The sequence below is a fragment of the Kitasatospora sp. NPDC050543 genome, from assembly GCF_044457565.1.
Taxonomy (GTDB): Bacteria; Actinomycetota; Actinomycetes; order Streptomycetales; family Streptomycetaceae; genus Kitasatospora.
In genome coordinates this window covers 335,187-352,852 of the sequence record NZ_JBITGZ010000003.1, presented here as the reverse complement: position 1 = coordinate 352,852, position 17,666 = coordinate 335,187, and the positions used below count along the sequence as shown (strand labels likewise).

Genomic DNA, 17,666 nt, shown 5'->3' with positions numbered 1-17,666 from the left:
TGCCCGGCTTCCCCGCTCGGCGCGCCGCGGCGCCTCTGCGGAGCGCCGTGACTGCCGCCTTTGCCCTCTCACCATTCCTGAGTCCTCCGGCATTGTCCTGAACTTCCTGTCGAATCAGCACACTGATCCCGGTGCGGGCCGTTCGACGAGCCGCGACGAGCTGTAGCTGCCCGTTCTTCCCCGGCCCGGATCCCGGTGGTCGTGTACTGGGGACCGGCCCTTCACGGGCCGGCCTGCCCGGGGCGGCCGGCTCCGGCCGGCCACCCCGGACGGGTCACCCGCAGCGGCGACCGTCGTTGATGCAGCTCACCATCTGGTCCATCAGACCCTTGTTCATGTTGTTGATGAAGTCACCGTGATCGGTGATCGGGTTGTGCAACTGCTCGGGGAAGCTGTCGACGGCGAACCGGGAACCGACCGGGACGTTGTAGGCGATGCGCTCCTCCAGCTGCGGGATCGCCTTGAAGTTCTTCGGGCAGGCGCCCGCGGCGTTGGAGAAGGCGGTGTGGGTCCGGTGGTTGGCGCTGTCGACGTTCTTGCCGTCCCAGCAGTCCGGGAACTTCAGCGACCGGACGACCTTGCTGCCCTGCGGGCAGACCGGGTACTTGTCGACGACCTGGCGGTCCTCGAACCCGGTGCAGCTCCACGACGCCCGGACGTTCGCCGACCCGTTGGTGAAGGCCTTGGCGTCACCGGTGATGATCCGCATGAACTGGGCCATCGCCTGGACCTTGTTCCCGGTGGCGGAGGTGTAGGTGATGCCGGCCTCGACCGGGGTGAGGATCTTCCCCACGTTGCGGTCCTTGCCGCCGCCCGGCGCCTTGGCGTCCTTCTCGTTGGTCCCGTCGAAGACCCGCAGGACGGGCCAGTAGTAGGCCGACTTGTCCCCGTTGGTACACGTGGTACCGGACGCGGCGAGCTTGGCGTTGGAGGAGAAGGCGTCCGTCGCCAGGTTGCCCACGTAGTCGTGCATGTGGTGCGCGCCGTTGCTCACGCCGGGGGCGACGATCACGTTGTCGGGGTTGAGGTGGCGGTTCTCGTTGAGCCCGCACTTCGAGGTGAAGGAGCCGCTGGCCGTCCCCGTCCGAGCGGGCTTCTTGACATTCGGGGTGACGGTCTTGATGTCCACGAAGCCACGCCCCTGGACGGCCTTCGCCTTCGTGGCGGCTCGGGTCTGGGCGACCACCCCGCCCTGACCGTCGGGGCTGTACGCCTTGGCCGAGTCATCGGCGACCAGGTCGTGCCTGACCGCGCAGTCCGCCATCCCCTTGAGGTCCTGCGGCAGACCGGAGTCCGGGCCGGCCTTCGCCGCCAGGCTCTTCAGGGTCGCCCAGCGCTTGTTGGAGAGATCACTCAGGACGCGCTTCTCATTGTCACGCGATCCGGGCGCCGCCAGCTTGCCGTACGCATCCGCCACCTGGACGTCGAGCTCCGCGAGATCCTTGTCGACCCCCTCCTGGGAGGCTTCCGGCACCGTGTTCAGGGCCACCCCGGCATCGGCGCAGGCGACGGTGCCGATCTGCTGGGACGCCGACTGCGAGCTCCAGGGGCGCTGGCCGGCGAACGCCGCCGCCGTGACGACTCCCACTCCGGCGGTGCCCAGCACCGCGGCCAGCAGCAGGGAACCGGCTTTCCTCTTCGTTGTACCGCGTTTGCGAGACTTCATGTTCTGCACACCTCAGTGGGATCAGGCCTGACAAGCAGGCCGCGGACAGCCTTCATCTACGTCGTCTGGCGGACCTAGCGGACGAGTCCGCCGGGTGTCGGCACGGGACTCGCGGTCGGCGCGGGTGAACCGGCCGGCAGCGGGGTGAGGTCGCCGAACTTGACCAGCCGCGTGTTCTCCAGAACGGTGATGTGGTCGAGCACCGTGGCATTGGCCTGGGTCGCCAGATCTCGCACCGTGGAGTTCTGGGTGCTGGCGCGCACCTGGGCGACGACGGCGAACACCTGCCCGTGGGCGCTGCGCAGGATGTTCGCGAAGAGCTCGTCGAACTGCGCACCCTGTGCGCCGTCGAGCTGCTTGAGCCAGGCCTTCTGCTGCGCCGAGGGCTCGCTGGGCACGTTCAGGTCCAGGGCCTGGGCGGTGTCCAGGGTGGCCTTGTCGAGATCCATGTGTCCTTGGACCAGGTGCTGGCCGGCGACTTTGACCTCGGGGGTGGTGCCCCGGGCAATGGCCATCCGGCCCGCAGGTATCTCCCACAGCCCGGCCAGCCGCACCCTCTTCACGAAGTCGCGGTCCATGGCGGTGAGTGGCCCGGTGGTCGTCTGCGTCGCCCCCTGCGTATCGCCCGCAGGCGGACTGCTGTACGCACTGGCCGATTTCACGGCGGGGTACACCAGGGCCCCAGCAGTGGAAATCAGGCCGACGATCACCAAAAGAGTCGCGAACGACCCAGGTAGCCGGCTCACCCGTGGGAGCCCGTAGGAGGCCGATTCTTGACCGCGCTTTTTCCGCGAAGGTGACATTGGGGTCTTCCTCATCATGCCGGGAGGAGCAGGGCGCCGCAAGGAATTCCATCCGGAATTCTGTTCCGGTGATTCTTGGCGACCGCATGGAGCACTCTACGAACTGCCTGGCCGTCAGTCGGCTGATTCATCAGCGATGGACGGATTCCGCGGTTCGTCAGGCCCCGGTCCGAGCTCTCAGAGTTGAAATGGACGAAATGACGGACGGCCTTGGTCCGGTGTGGCGATCACGCGTCGGCCCTGTTTCCGGGCACGACGAACAGGGGCCTCGAATCGGCCGTGTCGGTTGAAGTGGCTTGAGTGGCCTGAACGCCTGAATTCCTGGTGTCGCCGGAGCAGGGGGTGCGGCCGGCCGGCCTCGCAGGCGCGGCGGGCCGGCCCCGGCGGCCCGGTCAGGTGCCGTGCGGCCGGCCCGAGGGCAGTTGCCCGGCTCTGTGTCGCAGGCGCGCACTCTCGGAGGCCATGTTCTGGATCTTCAGTGCCAGGAGGATCTCGAACCTGGACTGTGAGTCGCGGAGACTGCTGCCGAAGATCCGCTCCAGGTTCCGGAGGCGGTACCGCACGGTCTGAGGGTGGACCCGGAGCAGGCGAGCGGCCTTGGTCGCGCCTCCGCCCTCCAGCCAGGCGAGCAGCGTCTCCTCGGTCCAGGCCCGCTGGCGTGGCGTCATGTCACGGAGCCTGCCCAGCCACTTGGCCGAGAGGTGGCTCGCGAGCAGCGGATCCTGGAAGAGCATCAGCTTCACCAGGTGGTCCTCGACGAAGAGGAGTTCGCCCGGGACCCCCGGCCAGTGCGGGGCCATGGTCAGCAGTTTGCGGGCCCAGCCCAGCGAGACCCCCGCGTCCTCGAACGGGACGACCGGCCCCACCGCCGCCGTCCGTCCGTTCAGCCAGTGGGCGAGCGTCCGGTGCATTCCCGGCACCGGGTCGGGGATCAGCAGGTAGGGCAGCAGTCCTTCGGTATCGGCGACGACCTCCGCCAGCGAGAGGCCCGTCGGGGGATCTCCGGGCGCCGACGACAGTGCCACCGCCTGAATCGTGCCTGAGGAGTTCCATTGCGCACCGCCATTTCGGGGGCCGAGGGCGGTGGCGCTCAGGTCGCCGTCGCCGCCGTGGTCGTTGAGCCGGCGTTGGGTCAGTTCGTGGCGGCCGATGGCGCCCCGCAGGGCAGGCTCTTTCATCGTGACCCCCTCCCCGAGGCGCCGGGTTGGGGACAGATGGCGATGGGACCACCCGTGAGCGCACTTGTTCGAAAGGGCCGGGAAGAATGCAGCGCGACACGCTGCGAGTCCTTGGGCGCTGCTTTGCCCAAGGCCTTCCCCAGCACAAAGACGTCGTACGGGGTCGGCACTGCTGACTTACTGCCAGAGCACACTTCCTGCATGGCGACACCTCCCTCAGAGCCACCGACCCCGACGGGGCCAGGCATCGTTTAAAGAGGCGGCCTCGGACGTTTCGTCCCGCGCCGTTATCGATCCGTTATCTTTCGGGAGGGTGATCCGGGTTTGCCGGGGCGCTTTCCCGCGCATCGCCGCACTGGCCCTCCATGGCGTCGAAGGCCTTGCCGTCAGGGGATCGCTTGTGTACGTATCGATGGGCGCGGTGCTCGCGTGAAGTGGTCACCGTCGATGGTGAATCAGGCGGCCGGTAACGGTTCGGGATTGAGTTGACCGGTCGGTGCGGAGCGACGGCCATCGCGGGTGGCGATCGCCAATCGTCATGGTCCGGTCAGGAGGAGGCGCCGCTGGAGCCGTTGGCGGCCAAGTTGAGCGCCGGAAGTGACGAATGCTGGATCGTTCGAGACTTGTGCCGACCGAACAGGTATTCTCCCGCTTGCTTGTAGGCTGTGGCCGAATCGGGGCACGGCAGGTGCCGTGCGGAACCTGTCCGGTGCCCTCACGTCCAACCGCCCCGCACCATACCGACGCGATTGGGGCCGAGATGCGACTCAACCTCAACCAACTGGCGATCTTCGCGAAGGTCATCGAGTGTGGTGGGTTCTCCGCTGCGGCTCAGGTGCTGTTCCTGAGTCAGTCGTCCGTCTCCAAGCAGGTGCAGAACCTGGAGACGTCCCTGCGGACCGTGTTGGTCGACCGCACGGGCCCCAAGATCCGCCCCACCCTGGCAGGGCAGGTGCTCCTGGCCCAGACCAAGGAGATGCTGGCGCTGGCCGACCAGGCCGTCGGCGCCGTCCAGGCGGCCGCACTCTGGCCGAAGGAGCGCCTGGTGGTCGGCAGTACGAGCACCATCGGCGGATACCTGCTGCCGGCGGTCATGCGGGAGTTGCGGCGCCGGGAGCCCGACGGGCTGTTCACCGTGGTCATCAACAGCGTCGACCGCCTTGCCGCCGCGCTCAACCAGGGCCGGATCGGCGTCGGTGTGGCCAGCGGCCCGCTGCCTCCGGGGCGCTACGAATCGGAGCGGCTGGCCAGCGACGACATGCTGCTGATCTGCGCGGCCGACCACCCGCTGGCCGGACGGGAGATCATGCCGGCCGAGCTGTCCGCCGAGGCCTTCCTGCTGCGCGAGTCGGGGTCGCAGACGCGCAAGCAGCTGCTGGAGCTCCTGCACGGCTGGGATCTCGCTGGTGCGCGCACGCTCGACCTGTGGGGCACGGAGAGCATCCGGGAGGCCGTCCGGATCGGGCTGGGCGTGAGCCTGGTGCCCCGGCGGACCGTCCGGTTCGACCTGCTCCACGGCGTACTGGCCGAGCTGCACGTCCGACCGGGGCCGGAGCCGCGCACGGTCATGGCCAACTGGACCCTGGCCCGCCCGCTGTCCGCGTACGAGGAGATGATGCTCTCCCTGCTGCGGGAGGTGGCGGGCGACCCTGCGGGCGCGCCGGCGGGCACGGCCGTGGGCGAGGCCGCGGGTGCCGAGCTGCCCGCGGCGGAGCTGCTCGCCGACTGAGTGGTGTGCCGGCTGAGGGCACCCGTCAGGTGCGAGGCCGGCGAGGCCGGCGAGGCCGGCGACAGGCCCGGGTTCCGTCCTCGCGGTGATCCGCACGGCCGTCCGGCCGGGCCCGACAGGGCGCGAACGGTGTTCGCAAAGGCGTAACGTGCCTGGTCCGGCCGGGGGCGGTACGGGGGGAAGCGCTGCTCGGGTGGGACCGCCCGAGGGGTCGAAATCGGCCGAGGCTAGCATGTGTGTGCGCATCGCCTAGCTCGAAAGATGGACCAGTGACTGTCAACGAGGACGTGTTCACGAATTGGAAGACCCGCGAAGAGATCGCGGAGTCGATGATCCCGATCATCGGGAGGCTGCACCGGGAGAGGGACGTCACGGTCCTGGTTCACAGCCGCTCCCTGGTGAACAAGTCGGTGGTCAGCATCCTCAAGACTCACCGGTTCGCCCGCCAGATCGCGGGGGAGGAGCTCTCGGTCACCGAGACGCTGCCGTTCCTGGAGGCTCTCACCACGCTCGATCTCGGCCCTTCCCAGATCGACATCGGCATGCTCGCCGCGACGTACGGGGCCGATGACCGCGGTCTCTCCGTGGCGGAGTTCACCGCGGAGGCCGTCGCCGGCGCCACGGGCGCCAACAAGCTGGAGCGTCGCGAAGCCCGCGATGTCGTCCTGTACGGGTTCGGCCGCATCGGCCGGCTCCTCGCCCGCCTGCTCATCGAGAAGGCCGGTTCGGGCAACGGCCTGCGGCTGCGGGCCATCGTCGTCCGCAAGAGTGCCGGGGAGGACCTGGTCAAGCGCGCCTCACTGCTGCGGCGCGACTCGATCCACGGCCAGTTCCACGGCACGATCACCGTCGACGAGGCGAACAACAAGATCATCGCCAATGGCACCGAGATCACGGTGATCTACTCCGACGACCCGACGTCGGTGGACTACACGGCGTACGGCATCAACGACGCCATCCTGATCGACAACACCGGCCGGTGGCGTGACCGCGAGGGCCTGTCGAAGCACCTGCGCCCCGGTATCGCCAAGGTGGTGCTGACCGCGCCGGGCAAGGGCGACGTCCCCAACATCGTCCACGGCGTCAACCACGACATGATCAAGCCGGACGAGCAGATCATCTCCTGCGCGTCCTGCACCACCAACGCGATCGTCCCGCCGCTGAAGGCGATGGCGGACGAGTACGGCGTGCTCCGCGGCCACGTGGAGACCGTCCACTCGTACACCAACGACCAGAACCTTCTGGACAACTACCACGACTCGGACCGCCGTGGCCGCTCGGCGGCGCTGAACATGGTCATCACCGAGACCGGTGCCGCCTCGGCCGTGGCCAAGGCGCTGCCCGACCTCAAGGCGAAGATCACCGGCAGCTCGATCCGCGTCCCGGTGCCGGACGTCTCGATCGCGATCCTCAACCTCCAGCTGGAGCGCGAGACCACCCGCGAGGAGGTCCTCGACTACCTCCGCAACGTGTCGCTGACCTCGCCGCTCAAGCGCCAGATCGACTTCATCACCGCGCCCGACGCGGTGTCGAGCGACTTCATCGGCTCGCGCCACGCCTCGATCGTCGACGCCGGCGCCACCAAGGTCGAGGGCGACAACGCCATCCTCTACCTCTGGTACGACAACGAGTTCGGCTACTCCTGCCAGGTCATCCGGGTCGTCCAGCACGTCTCCGGCGTGGAGTACCCGACCTACCCGGCGCCGGCGGTCTGACCTCGGCGGTCTGACTCCGCCGGTCAGATTCCGGCGGACGGCTCGACGTGAGCCGCGATGACCTGGAGGAACGCCCAGGTCATCGCGGCATGCTTTCCGGCAGTGTGAGAGGGCCGGAGACCTTGGTCTCCGGCCCTCTCACCGTGTGCGGGCGATCCCTCAGCCACCCGAGCCGTAGGTGGTGTTGGCGCAGAGGTCGTCGTCGGCCGAGCGGGCGTCGGCGACCAGGGAGGACGGCAGCGGGGTCGGCTCACTGGGCGCGGCGCTGTTCGGAGAGCCTCCCGCCGCGCCACCGTTGGCGGCGGCGAAGTCCTTGCCGAGGATCAGGCTGATCCCGGGCGCGGTGCTGGAGGAGAGGGTCGCGTTGGGGAAGAGGGCGGCGACCTTCTCCGCATTGGCCTTCTGGCCGGTGCCGTACTCGACGACGGTGGTGGCGTGGTTGGTGCTCTTCGCCGTGGCCGTGCCCGTGACGGTGAACTTGGCGCCCCTGAGCATCTCGGCGGCCTTGGTCGGCAGCCCGGGTGAGGTGGTGCCGTTGTAGACGGTGACCCTGACGCCGGCTCCGGAGGTGTTGGCGGGCGTGGAGGTCGCCGGTGCCGGGGTGGTGGGCTGCGCCGACGCCTCGGCGGTGGGCGAGGCGGAGGTCTCCTGCTGCTCACCGACCGCGTTCTGACCGTCGATCGTCCGATCCGCCTTGAGCGTGTTCCAGAGGTTGTCGACGTCGGGGTGGACGAGGTCGAGGTCGGCTTCGTGGTACTTCCAGGGCGGGGTGAGGAACTTCAGGTCGTGCAGCTCGATGTTCTTCAGCGAGAGGGCGAAGGACATCAGCTTGTCGGCGGTGTCCAGTCCGGGGTCGACCCGCAGCGACTTGGTGGCCGCGTCGGCGAGCGGCAGCAGGACGGTCGGGTTGAGCCCCTCCTTCTTCACCGCGCTGATCAGCGAGCCCATGAACGCCTGCTGGCGCTTCATCCGGCCGATGTCGGAGCCGTCACCGATGCCGTGGCGCAGCCGTACGTAGTCCAGGGCCTTCTGGCCGTCCACCTTCTGCGGGCCCGCCGGCAGGACCTGCGCGCCCTTCTTGGGGAGCTTGGGGTTGATGTCCCCCTCGTAGACGGCCTTCGGCAGACAGACGTCGACGCCGCCGACGGCCTTGGTCATCGCGGAGAAGCCCTGGAAGTCGACCACGATGGTGTGGTCGACCCGGATGCCGGTGAGCTTCTCCACCGTGTTCTGGGTGCAGGCGGGGTTGCCCTCCGCGGTGCCGCCCACCTCGAAGGCGGCGTTGAACAGCGTCCCCTTCTGCTCCGGCTTCCACTTCCCGTTCGGCAGCTTGCACGAGGGGATGGTCACCAGGGCGTTGCGGGGGATGGATATACCCACCGCGTGTTTGTGGTCCGCGTAGACGTGCAGCAGGATCGTGGTGTCCGAGCGGGCACCTTCGGCGTCGCCGCCGCCCAGGTCGGAGTTGCTGCCGCCACGGCTGTCGGAGCCGATCAGCAGGACGTTCACAGGCTTGTTGCCGTTGGCGTCGGCCTGGGCCTCGGCCGGCCGGTCCTTGCTGATCGCGTCCGCGTCGAAGGTCTTGATGTTGCCGTTCAGCTTCAGGTAGATCGCCCCGCCGGTGCCGGCTATCAGTACCAGCACGCCGGCGGCGGTCCAGGCGAGGATCTTCTTCACGTTCCGCTTGGGCTTGCGGCCCCGGCCGCCGGTGCGGTCCACGGGGGAGTCCGCCGCGCGCTCCGCGCCACCCCGATCCGCGCCACCCCGCTCCTTGCCACCGCGCTTCTGCGCCGCCCGGCGGGCCTCGGCCCGGCCGCCGGCCCGGGGTACGGGCACCTGGCCGGCTCCCGTGCCGGAACCATCGGTGCGCACGCCGCCGGACTCGCCGTCAGAGCGCGGTCCGCCGTGATCGGACGGACTCTCGTCCCACTGGCCTGACATACGCATACCTCTCACCCGGGCCGGACCACCACCTACCGAACTGCGCCTGTGAAGCCGGCACCGTGGCCTGGTCCAGTAACAGCTCCCCAAGAACGACGGCCGGGGAGGCATCCCGGTTGCATTGGTGAGTGGCGGGGTCTTCCCAGGTACCCGGCATGCTTCCGGCAGTGTCCCCCGGCCGACCCCTGGGGTCTACAGAGACTCAATGGAGCATACAAGCCGCTTATCAGCCGTCATTCGTCGCATCCATGCGAGGATCTGCCGCTTCTGCGGCGCAATCTGACGCTCGGCCGGATTGCGCTGAGGCCCCGCCGGATGCCGATCGGGTGACGTCGGCGGGCATCCGGTTCAGGCCGGGCGCGGTTTGCCGCAGGCTCTCCGGCGGCCGGTTCCGGCCCGGACCGGGGGCTCGGACCGGGGCTGGGACGTGGCGAGAATCTCACCGGGCAGGTGGCGGGGGCGCGGCCGGCGGGCCGCCGTCGCCCGGGCGTACGTGCAGCTGCGGTGGGCGGCGGCGGTGCGGGGCTCGCCCGGCGGCTACCCGGCCGGGCCCGCGTCCGAGTCCGAGTCCGGGTCCGAGTCCGGAACCGGCGGTTCGGGCTCGGGCCCCGGTGGCGGCGGGTAGGGCGGGAGCGGCGGGGCCGGCCGCTCGGGCGGGGTCGGCGGTATCGGTGACGGTTCGGGTGAGGGCGGTGGCCCGATGTCGGGGTCGGGCGGTTGGGGGATGGAAGCCATGTCGTTCGCTCCTCTGCTCCCGTTCGCTCCCGGCCCCGCCGGCTCGGCGGGGCCGGCGGCACCCTCGCGGCGGGCGGGCGGGCGGGCGGGCGGGTGCGGGCGCGGCCCTGAGGCCCGCGTTGCCCGGTTCGGCGCAGAGATGCCGGTGCCCCGCGCATGTCCCGGACGGGCGGGCGTAAACCCGGCGACTCCCGGGCGCTCAGGCGAGCAGCCCGGAGCGCAGGCCGGCCAGTGAACGGGACAGCAGCCGGGAGACGTGCATCTGGGACAGCCCCAGCCGCCCGCCGATCTCCGACTGGGTCAGGTCCTCGCAGAAGCGCAGCGAGAGGATCAGACGCTCGCGGGCCGGCAGCTCGGCGATCATCGGCTTCAGTGCCTGGATGTACTCGATCCTGTCGAACGCCGGGTCCTGGGCCCCGAGCCGGTCCGCCATCGCGCTCGCGCCGGTGTCCTCGGCGTCCAGCTGCGCCTCCAGGGAGCTGGCCGTACGGACCTTGCCGGCCGTGATGCCGTCCAGCACCTCCGCCTCCGACAGCGACAGGTGCTCCCCGAGTTCGGCCGCCGTCGGGGCCCGACCGAGCCGCTGCTCCAGCTTGTCGCCGCCCTTGGCCACCGTCAGCCGCAGCTCCTGGAGGCGTCGCGGCACATGGGCGGCCCAGGTGGTGTCGCGGAAGAACCGTTTCATCTCGCCGACGATGGTCGGCATCGCGAAGGTGGTGAACTCCACCCCGTGCCCGGGGTCGAACCGGTCGATGGCCTTGATCAGCCCGACCGTGCCGACCTGGACGATGTCCTCCATGGGCTCGCGGCTGCTGCCGAACCGCTTGGCGGCGTACCTCACCAGGGACAGGTTGAGCTCGACCAGCGTGCCGCGCACGTACGAGTACTCCGCCGTGCCCTCCGCCAGCTCGCCCAGCCGGGCGAAGAGCGTCCTGGAGAGCACCCGCGCGTCGAGGGGCGCGACCTCGCGCGGCTGCTCGAGCTCGGGCAGGTCGGCGAGAGCCGCGGGGCAGGCCGACCGGCTCGGCGCCGGCACGTTGTCCACGGTGGGGTCGGTAGTCAGCTGGGCCTTTCCAGGCGTCGCCATGACGTTCCTTCCTTGAGGTGTCCACATGTCGCTCCCGGTTACCCGCAGGGTCCGTCGGTATGCGGTCCAATCCCGGAAAGGCACAGATCCACCAGTCGATCCTTACAGGTCCGTCACACGCGGGTGGCCCGGATCCGTCACGCCCACCACCCCGGCCCGTCGTGCGCCGGGCCCCGAACGCCGGGCCGCTAGGGTGCTGCGCAGTCGACAGGAGGGGCGGGCCCGTGCCGGTCAGCGATGACTTCGTCAGCCTGGGGGAGGCGTTCCTCGCGGACCCCCACGGCTCCTACGCGCTCCTGCACCCGCGCGGGACGGTCCACCGGGCCGTCACCCCCGACGCGGCGCCGGTATGGCTGATCACCGGGTACCGGGAGGTGCGGTCCGCCGCCGCGGACCCCCGGCTGGCGCTCGACAAGCGGCACGCGCGGACCTGCGGGAACGCCGGCGACTCGCTGCCACCCGAGCTCGACGCGCACCTGCTCAACACCGACGGCCCCGACCACACCCGGTTGCGCCGGCTCGTGACCCGGGCCCTCGGGCCCCGGCGCATCGGCGTGCTGCGCGAGCAGGTCCAGCAGTGCGTGGACCGCCTGCTCGACGCGCTGACCGGGCACCGGCGGGCCGACATCGTCGCCGACCTGGCGGCGCCCCTGTCGATGACGGTCATCTGCGACCTGCTCGGCGTCCCCGACCAGGACCGGGTCGACTTCCGGACCTGGACGGACAGCCTGCTCTCCCCGACGCCCGACGCCCCCCTGCGCTCACGCGAGGCGATGCGGACCATGTGCCGCTTCCTGGCCGGGCTGATCGCGGACAAGCGCGCCGCGCCGGGCAACGACCTGCTGTCCGAGCTGATCGCCGCCCGGGACGACGGCGACCGCCTGGGCGAGGACGAACTCCTGGCGATGGCGTTCCTGCTGCTGTTCGCCGGCTACCACAACGTGGTCCACCTCGTGTCGAGCACCGTGCTGGCCCTGCTCACCCACCCGGACCAGGCCGCGGCGCTGCGGTCGCGCCGGCTCACGATGCACCAGGTCACCGACGAGGTCCTGAGGTGGAATCCGCCCGGGATGCTGGCCGTCCGCCGCTTCGCGGTGGAGGAGATCGAGATCGGCGGGACGACCATCGGCGCGGGCGAGCGGGTCTGGCTGTCCTGGGCCGCCGCCAACCGCGACCCGCAGGCGTTCGGCGACCCGGAGGTCTTCGCCCCCGTACGGGAGCCCGTACCGGGCACGGGCCCGCAGCTCGCCTTCGGGCACGGCCCGCACTACTGCGTGGGCGCCGCTCTCGCGGGCCTGGAGAACGAGATCGCGATCGGTTCGCTGCTGCGCCGCTTCCCGGGCCTGGCCCTCGTCCAGGCTCCCGATCGGCTGCGCTGGGTCGCGTCGCTGCGCAGCCGTGGGCTGACAGAGCTTCGTGTCACGCTGTAGCTGTAGCTGTAGCTGTAGCGGCAAGGCACGGGCACCTGCGGGCCGCACGGGTTCGGGGCGTGGCCGGACGAAGGGGAGGGGCCCACCACGGCCTGCACGCCTGACGGCGTCTGCTGCCCGGCGCCCTCCTCGGCGATCGCGAACGTCCAAGTCGGCGCCTGTCACATCGGGCGCGCTCCGAACGTCATAGCGGTGACGGCAGTGACGGCACGCGACGAGGGAATGCAGAATCCATGGGCGGACACGAGTACCTGGCCGAACGCTTCGAGGCGCACCGCGCCCACCTGCGGGCGGTGGCCTACCGGATGCTCGGCTCGCTGACCGAGGCCGACGACGCGGTGCAGGAGTCCTGGCTGCGGTTGAGTCGCACCGACACCAGTGACGTGGAGAACCTGGGTGGCTGGCTGACCACCGTCGTCGGCCGGGTCTGCCTGGACATGCTGCGCTCGCGCAACTCGCGGGGCGAGGAGTCACTCGACGTGCGGGTGCCCGACCCGCTGGTGAGCAGCGCGGACGGCGGGATCGACCCCGAGCACCAGGCGCTGCTGGCCGACTCTGTGGGGCTCGCGCTGCTCGTGGTGCTGGAGACGCTCGGCCCGGCCGAACGGCTCGCGTTCGTCCTGCACGACATGTTCGCGGTGCCGTTCGAGGAGATCGCCCCGCTGGTCGGGCGGACCCCGACGGCGACCCGGCAGCTCGCCAGCCGCGCCCGCCGCCGGGTCCGGGGGACGGCCGTGGTGCCGGACGCCGACCTCGGCCGCCAGCGGGCGGTCGTCGACGCCTTCCTCGCCGCCGCGCGCGGTGGCGACTTCGACGCCCTCCTCGCGGTCCTCGACCCGGACGTCGTCCTGCGGGCGGACGCGGGCACGGGCTTCGGGGGCGGGTCCAGGGAGCTCCGTGGCGCGGCGGCGGTGGCCGGGCAGGCGCTCACCTTCCAGCGCTTCGCCGGCTTCGCCCGGCCGGCCCTGGTCAACGGCGCCGCAGGCATCGTCTCGGCCCCGGACGGCGAGCGGGCGGCGGCGGTGCTGGGCTTCACCATCGCGAACGGACGGATCGTCGAGATCGACATCCTCGCCGACCCCGAGCGGCTGCGTGGGCTCGACCTGGCGGTCCTCGGCGGCTGACAGGCCGGCGGCGGTCCGGCAGTGGGGTACTCCCTCGGCGGTGGCTGCGATCCGGGACGGGCTGGACCGGTCGCGCGGACGGGGATTGACGGTACGTGAGCTGCGGCGCACGCCCGCGCCCCGCCCCGGACGGGTGGCCGGCAGGCTACGGTTGGCCCCGACACGAGGTTGGAGCGGCAGCGGTGGCGGGGGCACGCGCCGCGAGGAGCCAGGGGGTGTACGGCGTGGTGGATCCGCTGTCGGTTGCGGCGGTCACGGGCGTGCTGGGAGCGGTCAGCGCGGGGATGGCCAACGAGGCGGGCAAGTGGGCCTGGGAGTCGGTGGGCGGGCTCGTCCGCCGGATCGCCGGCCGGGAGGTCCCCGCGCCCGCCGGGGCCGCCGAGCGGGAGGCCGTCGCCCGGCTGCTGGTCGCGGGGGCGCAGCAGGATCCCGTCCAGGCCAGGGCGTTGGCGTCCTGGATGAGCGGCAACGGCGCGGGCGGACGCTTCGCGGTGGAGATCCCGCGACTGCTGCCCGCCTCCGTCCGCTTCTTCACCGACCGGCAGGGCCCGCTGGTGCTGCTGGACCGCGAGGCCACCCGCAAGGCGGATGGACGGCCCCGGCTGGTCGTGCTGCACGGGCCGGAGGGGATCGGCACCAGCGCGCTCGCCGCCCACTGGGGCGCCCGGGAGGCCCGGCGATTCCCCGACGGCCAGCTGTACGCGGACCTGCGCGGCGGCGGATCGCCCGGTACCGCGCCCGACCCGGCCGCGGTGCTGCGGCAGTTCCTGCGCGGGCTCGGGGTGCCGAAGGAACACCTCCCGCCGGCCCTGGAGGACCGGATCGACCTGTACCGGACGTTGCTGGGCAGCCGGCGCCTGTTGGTCGTGCTCGACCACGCCCAGTCCGCCGCGCAGGTCCGGCCGCTGGTCACCGGTGCGCCCGGGGTGTTCACCGTCGTCGTCGCGCGCCGCCCCCTGACCGGTCTGGACGCGGTGGAGGTGCCCGTCGGCCCGCTCTCCGACAAGGACGCGCGGCGCCTGCTGGCGGACGTGGCGGGCAGGCAGACCGTCTCGGCGGCCCGGGCCGGGTTGCCGTCGCTCCTGGAACGCTGTGGCGGCTCGCCGTTCGCGCTCCGGGCGGCGGCGCCGTACCTGACCTCGGCGGTGCCCGGGGCGGCGGGTGCGGGGCCGGGTGAGGTCGCGGGTGTGGGTCGGCCGGAGCACGGCGGCGATCCCGTCCGGGCCGTCGCCGAGGATCTCTACCGGCGGCTCGCCCCCGGACTCGCCAGGTTCTACCGGCTATGCGCACTGCGACCCTGGCCCGCCATCGGCCCGGTCCTGGCCGCCGCCGCGACCGGGCTCGACGAGCGGGACGCAGCCCGCCTGCTGGCCGAACTCGCCGAGCTCAGGCTGATCGAGACGACCCCGGCCGGCCGCTACCGCTACCGCCCGGCGGTCCGCAGGCACGCGGAGGAGGCCGCGGCGCGCGAGGACGGCCTCGCGGCGTGCGCCGCCTCCGTCGACGCCACCGTCGGGCGGCTCGTCCGCTTCGCCGTCCAGGCGGACTTCGCCGCGCTGAAGCAGCGCTGGCACATCGGCCCGCTGTACGACGAGCTCGGACCCGGCCCCTACCAGGACGAGGGCCGGGCGCTGGCCGCCCTCGCCGACGAGCTCGGCAACCTGGCCGAGGCCGTCCGCGCCGCCGAGGACTTCGACCGGCCGGACCGCGTCTGCGAACTCGTCGAGGCGCTCTGGGCGTTCCAGCTCAAGGTGGGCCGCCAGGAGGACCTGCTGCCCGCCCTGCGGGCGGGGGCCCGCGCCCAGGCCCGCTACCCGGACCAGCGGATGGCGGGCCGGATGCACGGCCAACTGGCTCTGGCCCTGATGGAGTTGCACGCCCACCCGGAGGCCGAGGAGCACCTGCTCGCGGCCGCCGACGCCGAGGAGCGGGCCGGGCACGCGCGGGGCCGGGCCACGGCCGTCGAGTCGCTCGGCCTGCTCCGGCTGCGCCAGTGGAGGTTCCAGGAGGCGTACGACTGCTTCGAGCGGGCCGACCGGCTGCTCGACCGGATCGGGCCCGAGGACGACGGCGCCGCGGACCTGCCGCGCGCCCGCGCCCTGCTCGAACGCCACCGCGGCCGGGCACTGCGCGGCCTCGGCCGGTTCGACCGGGCCCGCGAACGGCTCTCCACCGCGCTGCTCTTCTTCCGCGGCAGCGGGGAGAGCTTCAACAGTGCCCGGATCCTCACCGACCTCGCCGAGATCCGCCTCGACGAGGGCCGCCCCGAGGACGCCCTGGCGCTGGTCGACGAGGCCGGCGCCGCGCTGGCGCGGGAGAGCGCCGAGATCCACCTCGGCTACCTCGCGGCCCTGCGCGGGCGGTGCGTCAGCGCAGCGGGGTGACCCGGACGCGGTGCACGGCCGGGCCGGTCCGGACGATGAGCCCGCTCGCGTACAGCTGCGCCGGGTCGCGATGCGCGCCGGGCGGGCCAGGTCTGCCGGGCTCGGTGCGCTCGCCGGGCTCGCCTAGGCCACCGCTGCTCAGCCACGCGAACAGCGCGGAGGCGAGCGCGGCGGGGTCGGCGGCGCCTGCGGCCTCCGGCGCGTCGGCGCTGGTCAGCCGGACCAGCAGCCCGCTGCGGTGCAGGACCGTACAACTGTCCCGCGCCGTGACATAGGCGGCGAGCGCACAGGACGGGTACCGGGCGAGCACCTCGGCGGCCCACTCCTGCGGCCGTCCCAGGCGGGGGTCGTCGGCGTCGCCGTAGCGGTAGATGACGTCGGCGAGGGCCGGCATCCCGGGGTCGAGGGTGTCCTCGTGCACCGCCAGATGACCACCACCGCCGGGGCCGTCGGGCTCGTACGACGGATCCCCGAAGCGACGGACCTCCACCTCGCCGCCGGCCGTGACGGCGGTGAGGACTCGCAGCGGCGCCGTGCGCAGCGGCGGGTCGTACGGTGGCAGGGGCAGCGGGTCCAGGACGGCGGGCCCGGCAGGCTCGGGGATGCCGATCAGACCGTAGAAGATCCCCCGCAGCAGGCGGGCCGCCCGGCCGGGCACCGAACTGGTCAACTCGCGTGGCCCCGACATGGGCTGATGATGGTTCAGCACCTTCTCCAGTTGCGGCAGCAGCTCCGCGTACGGGTCCAGGACGGGCGCCTCACGGACGAACGCGGCCACCGGGGTCGACGGCCCAAGGCCGTCCGTCGACGGCGCACCGAGCAGGACGGGCGTCCCGCAGGCCGCCGCGTAGTAGCTGACCGAGCCGAAGTCGCCCAGCACCAGGTCGGCGGCGATCAGCGCCTGCCGCCAGCCCTCCAGCGGATCGACCAGGGCGAGCCCGGCCCGGCGGGCCCGGTCCAGCCAGAGCCGGATCTGCCCCGGCCCGTGCCCGTGCCAGATGTTGGGGTGCAGCACGGCCGCGACGCGGTACTCGTCGGCGGGCAGCTCCGCGGTGAGCCGGGGGAGCAGCAGTGGCAGCACGTCCTCGGGCCCGCCGTCACCGAAGAGCGAGGAGGGGTTCCAGGTGGAGTTCAGCAGGACCAGGCGCTGTCCGTGGCGCACCCCCAGCGCCCGGCGGTACCGCTCCCGGTGGCGGGCGGCCGCGAGGATCCGGTCGAAGCACGGGTCCCCGCCCAGCACGGCCGTCGGCACCGCCTCGGGGCAGGCCTCACTCAGCCGCTCGAACTGCTCGGGATGCGAGAGGACCATGGCGTCCGCGACCGGGACGCCGTCGGAGAGCAGCCACTGCGGCGCCAGTCCGAACACGGGCGCCGGGTGTCCGGTGTCCGGTGTCCGGTGTCCGGTGTCCGGTGTGGCGAGCCTCTTATTGTAGCCAACCCCGTGCGAGAGGACCGCCAACTTCCCCTGCACGGCGTCGAGTTCGCCGCCCAGGCTCGCCGACACGGCGAGGTCGACCGGCGTGCCCACCGCCTGCTCCCACGGCAGGACGGGCACCCCGACGGCCGCCAGCAGTTCCGCCACCCCCGCCTGGAACGGCGATGACCCCGTACACGTCGCCAGCAGCTGCACCCGCAGGTCGTCGCGGAACAGCGGAATCACATCCAGCAGCCGCGTCGCGGCCGTCACGTTGTGCACGATCAGCAGCACCCGCCGGCAGCGCCCCCGAGTGGCCCACCGCAACGCCCCGTCCCCGACCGGGACGCGCACCCACCCGTCCAACCGCTGCCCCCACCCCACCGCCGAGCCGGGCCCGAGGCCCGAGACCGAAACAGCCAACCTACCGGCTGGCCGTGATGACGTGGGCGCCGATGCC

At 71.9% G+C, this 17,666-nt stretch carries 11 protein-coding genes; 5 read left to right on the top strand and 6 right to left on the bottom strand.

Going from position 1 to position 17,666, the window contains the following annotated elements:
* Window positions 1-274: 274 nt before the first annotated feature.
* The 3 genes from ACIBH3_RS05905 to ACIBH3_RS05895 form a co-directional block, all read right to left on the bottom strand.
* A complete protein-coding gene (locus tag ACIBH3_RS05905) occupies window positions 275-1,666 on the bottom strand; it encodes a DUF1996 domain-containing protein (RefSeq protein ID WP_396310644.1) in 1,392 nt (463 codons plus the stop codon).
* A 74-nt stretch (window positions 1,667-1,740) separates the two neighbouring features.
* Window positions 1,741-2,244, bottom strand: a complete 504-nt coding sequence (locus ACIBH3_RS05900) for a DUF4142 domain-containing protein (protein WP_396310643.1) — start codon at window positions 2,242-2,244, stop codon at window positions 1,741-1,743.
* Window positions 2,245-2,861: 617 nt separating this feature from the next.
* Entirely contained in the window at window positions 2,862-3,647 is a 786-nt protein-coding gene (locus ACIBH3_RS05895; RefSeq protein ID WP_396310642.1) for a helix-turn-helix domain-containing protein, read from the bottom strand.
* Between the two features lie 760 nt (window positions 3,648-4,407).
* On the opposite strand from ACIBH3_RS05895, the gene ACIBH3_RS05890 reads away from it, so the two are divergent.
* A complete protein-coding gene (locus ACIBH3_RS05890; RefSeq protein ID WP_396310641.1) occupies window positions 4,408-5,376 on the top strand; it encodes a LysR family transcriptional regulator in 969 nt (322 codons plus the stop codon).
* 269 nt (window positions 5,377-5,645) lie between these two features.
* Window positions 5,646-7,091 carry a glyceraldehyde-3-phosphate dehydrogenase gene (locus ACIBH3_RS05885; protein WP_396310640.1) on the top strand — a complete coding sequence of 482 codons (1,446 nt, stop codon included), beginning with the start codon at window positions 5,646-5,648 and terminating at the stop codon, window positions 7,089-7,091.
* Window positions 7,092-7,250: 159 nt separating this feature from the next.
* On the opposite strand, the gene ACIBH3_RS05880 is transcribed toward ACIBH3_RS05885, so the two are convergent.
* On the bottom strand, window positions 7,251-8,927 hold the full coding sequence (locus tag ACIBH3_RS05880) for an LCP family protein (RefSeq protein ID WP_396310639.1): 1,677 nt from the start codon (window positions 8,925-8,927) through the stop codon (window positions 7,251-7,253).
* A gap of 1,039 nt (window positions 8,928-9,966) precedes the next feature.
* Window positions 9,967-10,854 (bottom strand): RNA polymerase sigma factor SigF, encoded by an 888-nt coding sequence (locus ACIBH3_RS05875; RefSeq protein ID WP_396310638.1) that lies wholly within the window; start codon window positions 10,852-10,854, stop codon window positions 9,967-9,969.
* 224 nt (window positions 10,855-11,078) lie between these two features.
* Here ACIBH3_RS05875 and ACIBH3_RS05870 point away from each other — a divergent pair, with 224 nt between their 5' ends.
* The 3 genes from ACIBH3_RS05870 to ACIBH3_RS05860 all read left to right on the top strand — a co-directional run bounded on the left by ACIBH3_RS05870 (window position 11,079) and on the right by ACIBH3_RS05860 (window position 15,792).
* Window positions 11,079-12,284, top strand: coding sequence for a cytochrome P450 (locus tag ACIBH3_RS05870; protein WP_396310637.1), 1,206 nt, complete (start codon window positions 11,079-11,081; stop codon window positions 12,282-12,284).
* Between the two features lie 233 nt (window positions 12,285-12,517).
* Window positions 12,518-13,408, top strand: coding sequence for a sigma-70 family RNA polymerase sigma factor (locus ACIBH3_RS05865; protein WP_396310636.1), 891 nt, complete (start codon window positions 12,518-12,520; stop codon window positions 13,406-13,408).
* A 215-nt stretch (window positions 13,409-13,623) separates the two neighbouring features.
* On the top strand, window positions 13,624-15,792 hold the full coding sequence (locus tag ACIBH3_RS05860) for a tetratricopeptide repeat protein (protein ID WP_396310635.1): 2,169 nt from the start codon (window positions 13,624-13,626) through the stop codon (window positions 15,790-15,792).
* Here ACIBH3_RS05860 and ACIBH3_RS05855 read toward each other — a convergent pair.
* Window positions 15,776-17,590, bottom strand: a complete 1,815-nt coding sequence (locus ACIBH3_RS05855) for a hypothetical protein (protein WP_396310673.1) — start codon at window positions 17,588-17,590, stop codon at window positions 15,776-15,778. The genes ACIBH3_RS05860 and ACIBH3_RS05855 overlap by 17 nt on opposite strands.
* Window positions 17,591-17,666 lie beyond the last annotated feature (76 nt).

Excerpts from the sequence above, each read along its gene's own strand:
- ACIBH3_RS05865 (WP_396310636.1), top strand. The coding sequence starts at position 12,518 with ATGGGCGGACACGAGTACCTGGCCGAACGCTTCGAGGCGCACCGCGCC.
- ACIBH3_RS05905 (WP_396310644.1), bottom strand. The coding sequence starts at position 1,666 with ATGAAGTCTCGCAAACGCGGTACAACGAAGAGGAAAGCCGGTTCCCTG.
- ACIBH3_RS05900 (WP_396310643.1), bottom strand. The coding sequence starts at position 2,244 with ATGGACCGCGACTTCGTGAAGAGGGTGCGGCTGGCCGGGCTGTGGGAG.
- ACIBH3_RS05890 (WP_396310641.1), top strand. The coding sequence starts at position 4,408 with ATGCGACTCAACCTCAACCAACTGGCGATCTTCGCGAAGGTCATCGAG.
- ACIBH3_RS05895 (WP_396310642.1), bottom strand. The coding sequence starts at position 3,647 with ATGAAAGAGCCTGCCCTGCGGGGCGCCATCGGCCGCCACGAACTGACC.
- ACIBH3_RS05875 (WP_396310638.1), bottom strand. The coding sequence starts at position 10,854 with ATGGCGACGCCTGGAAAGGCCCAGCTGACTACCGACCCCACCGTGGAC.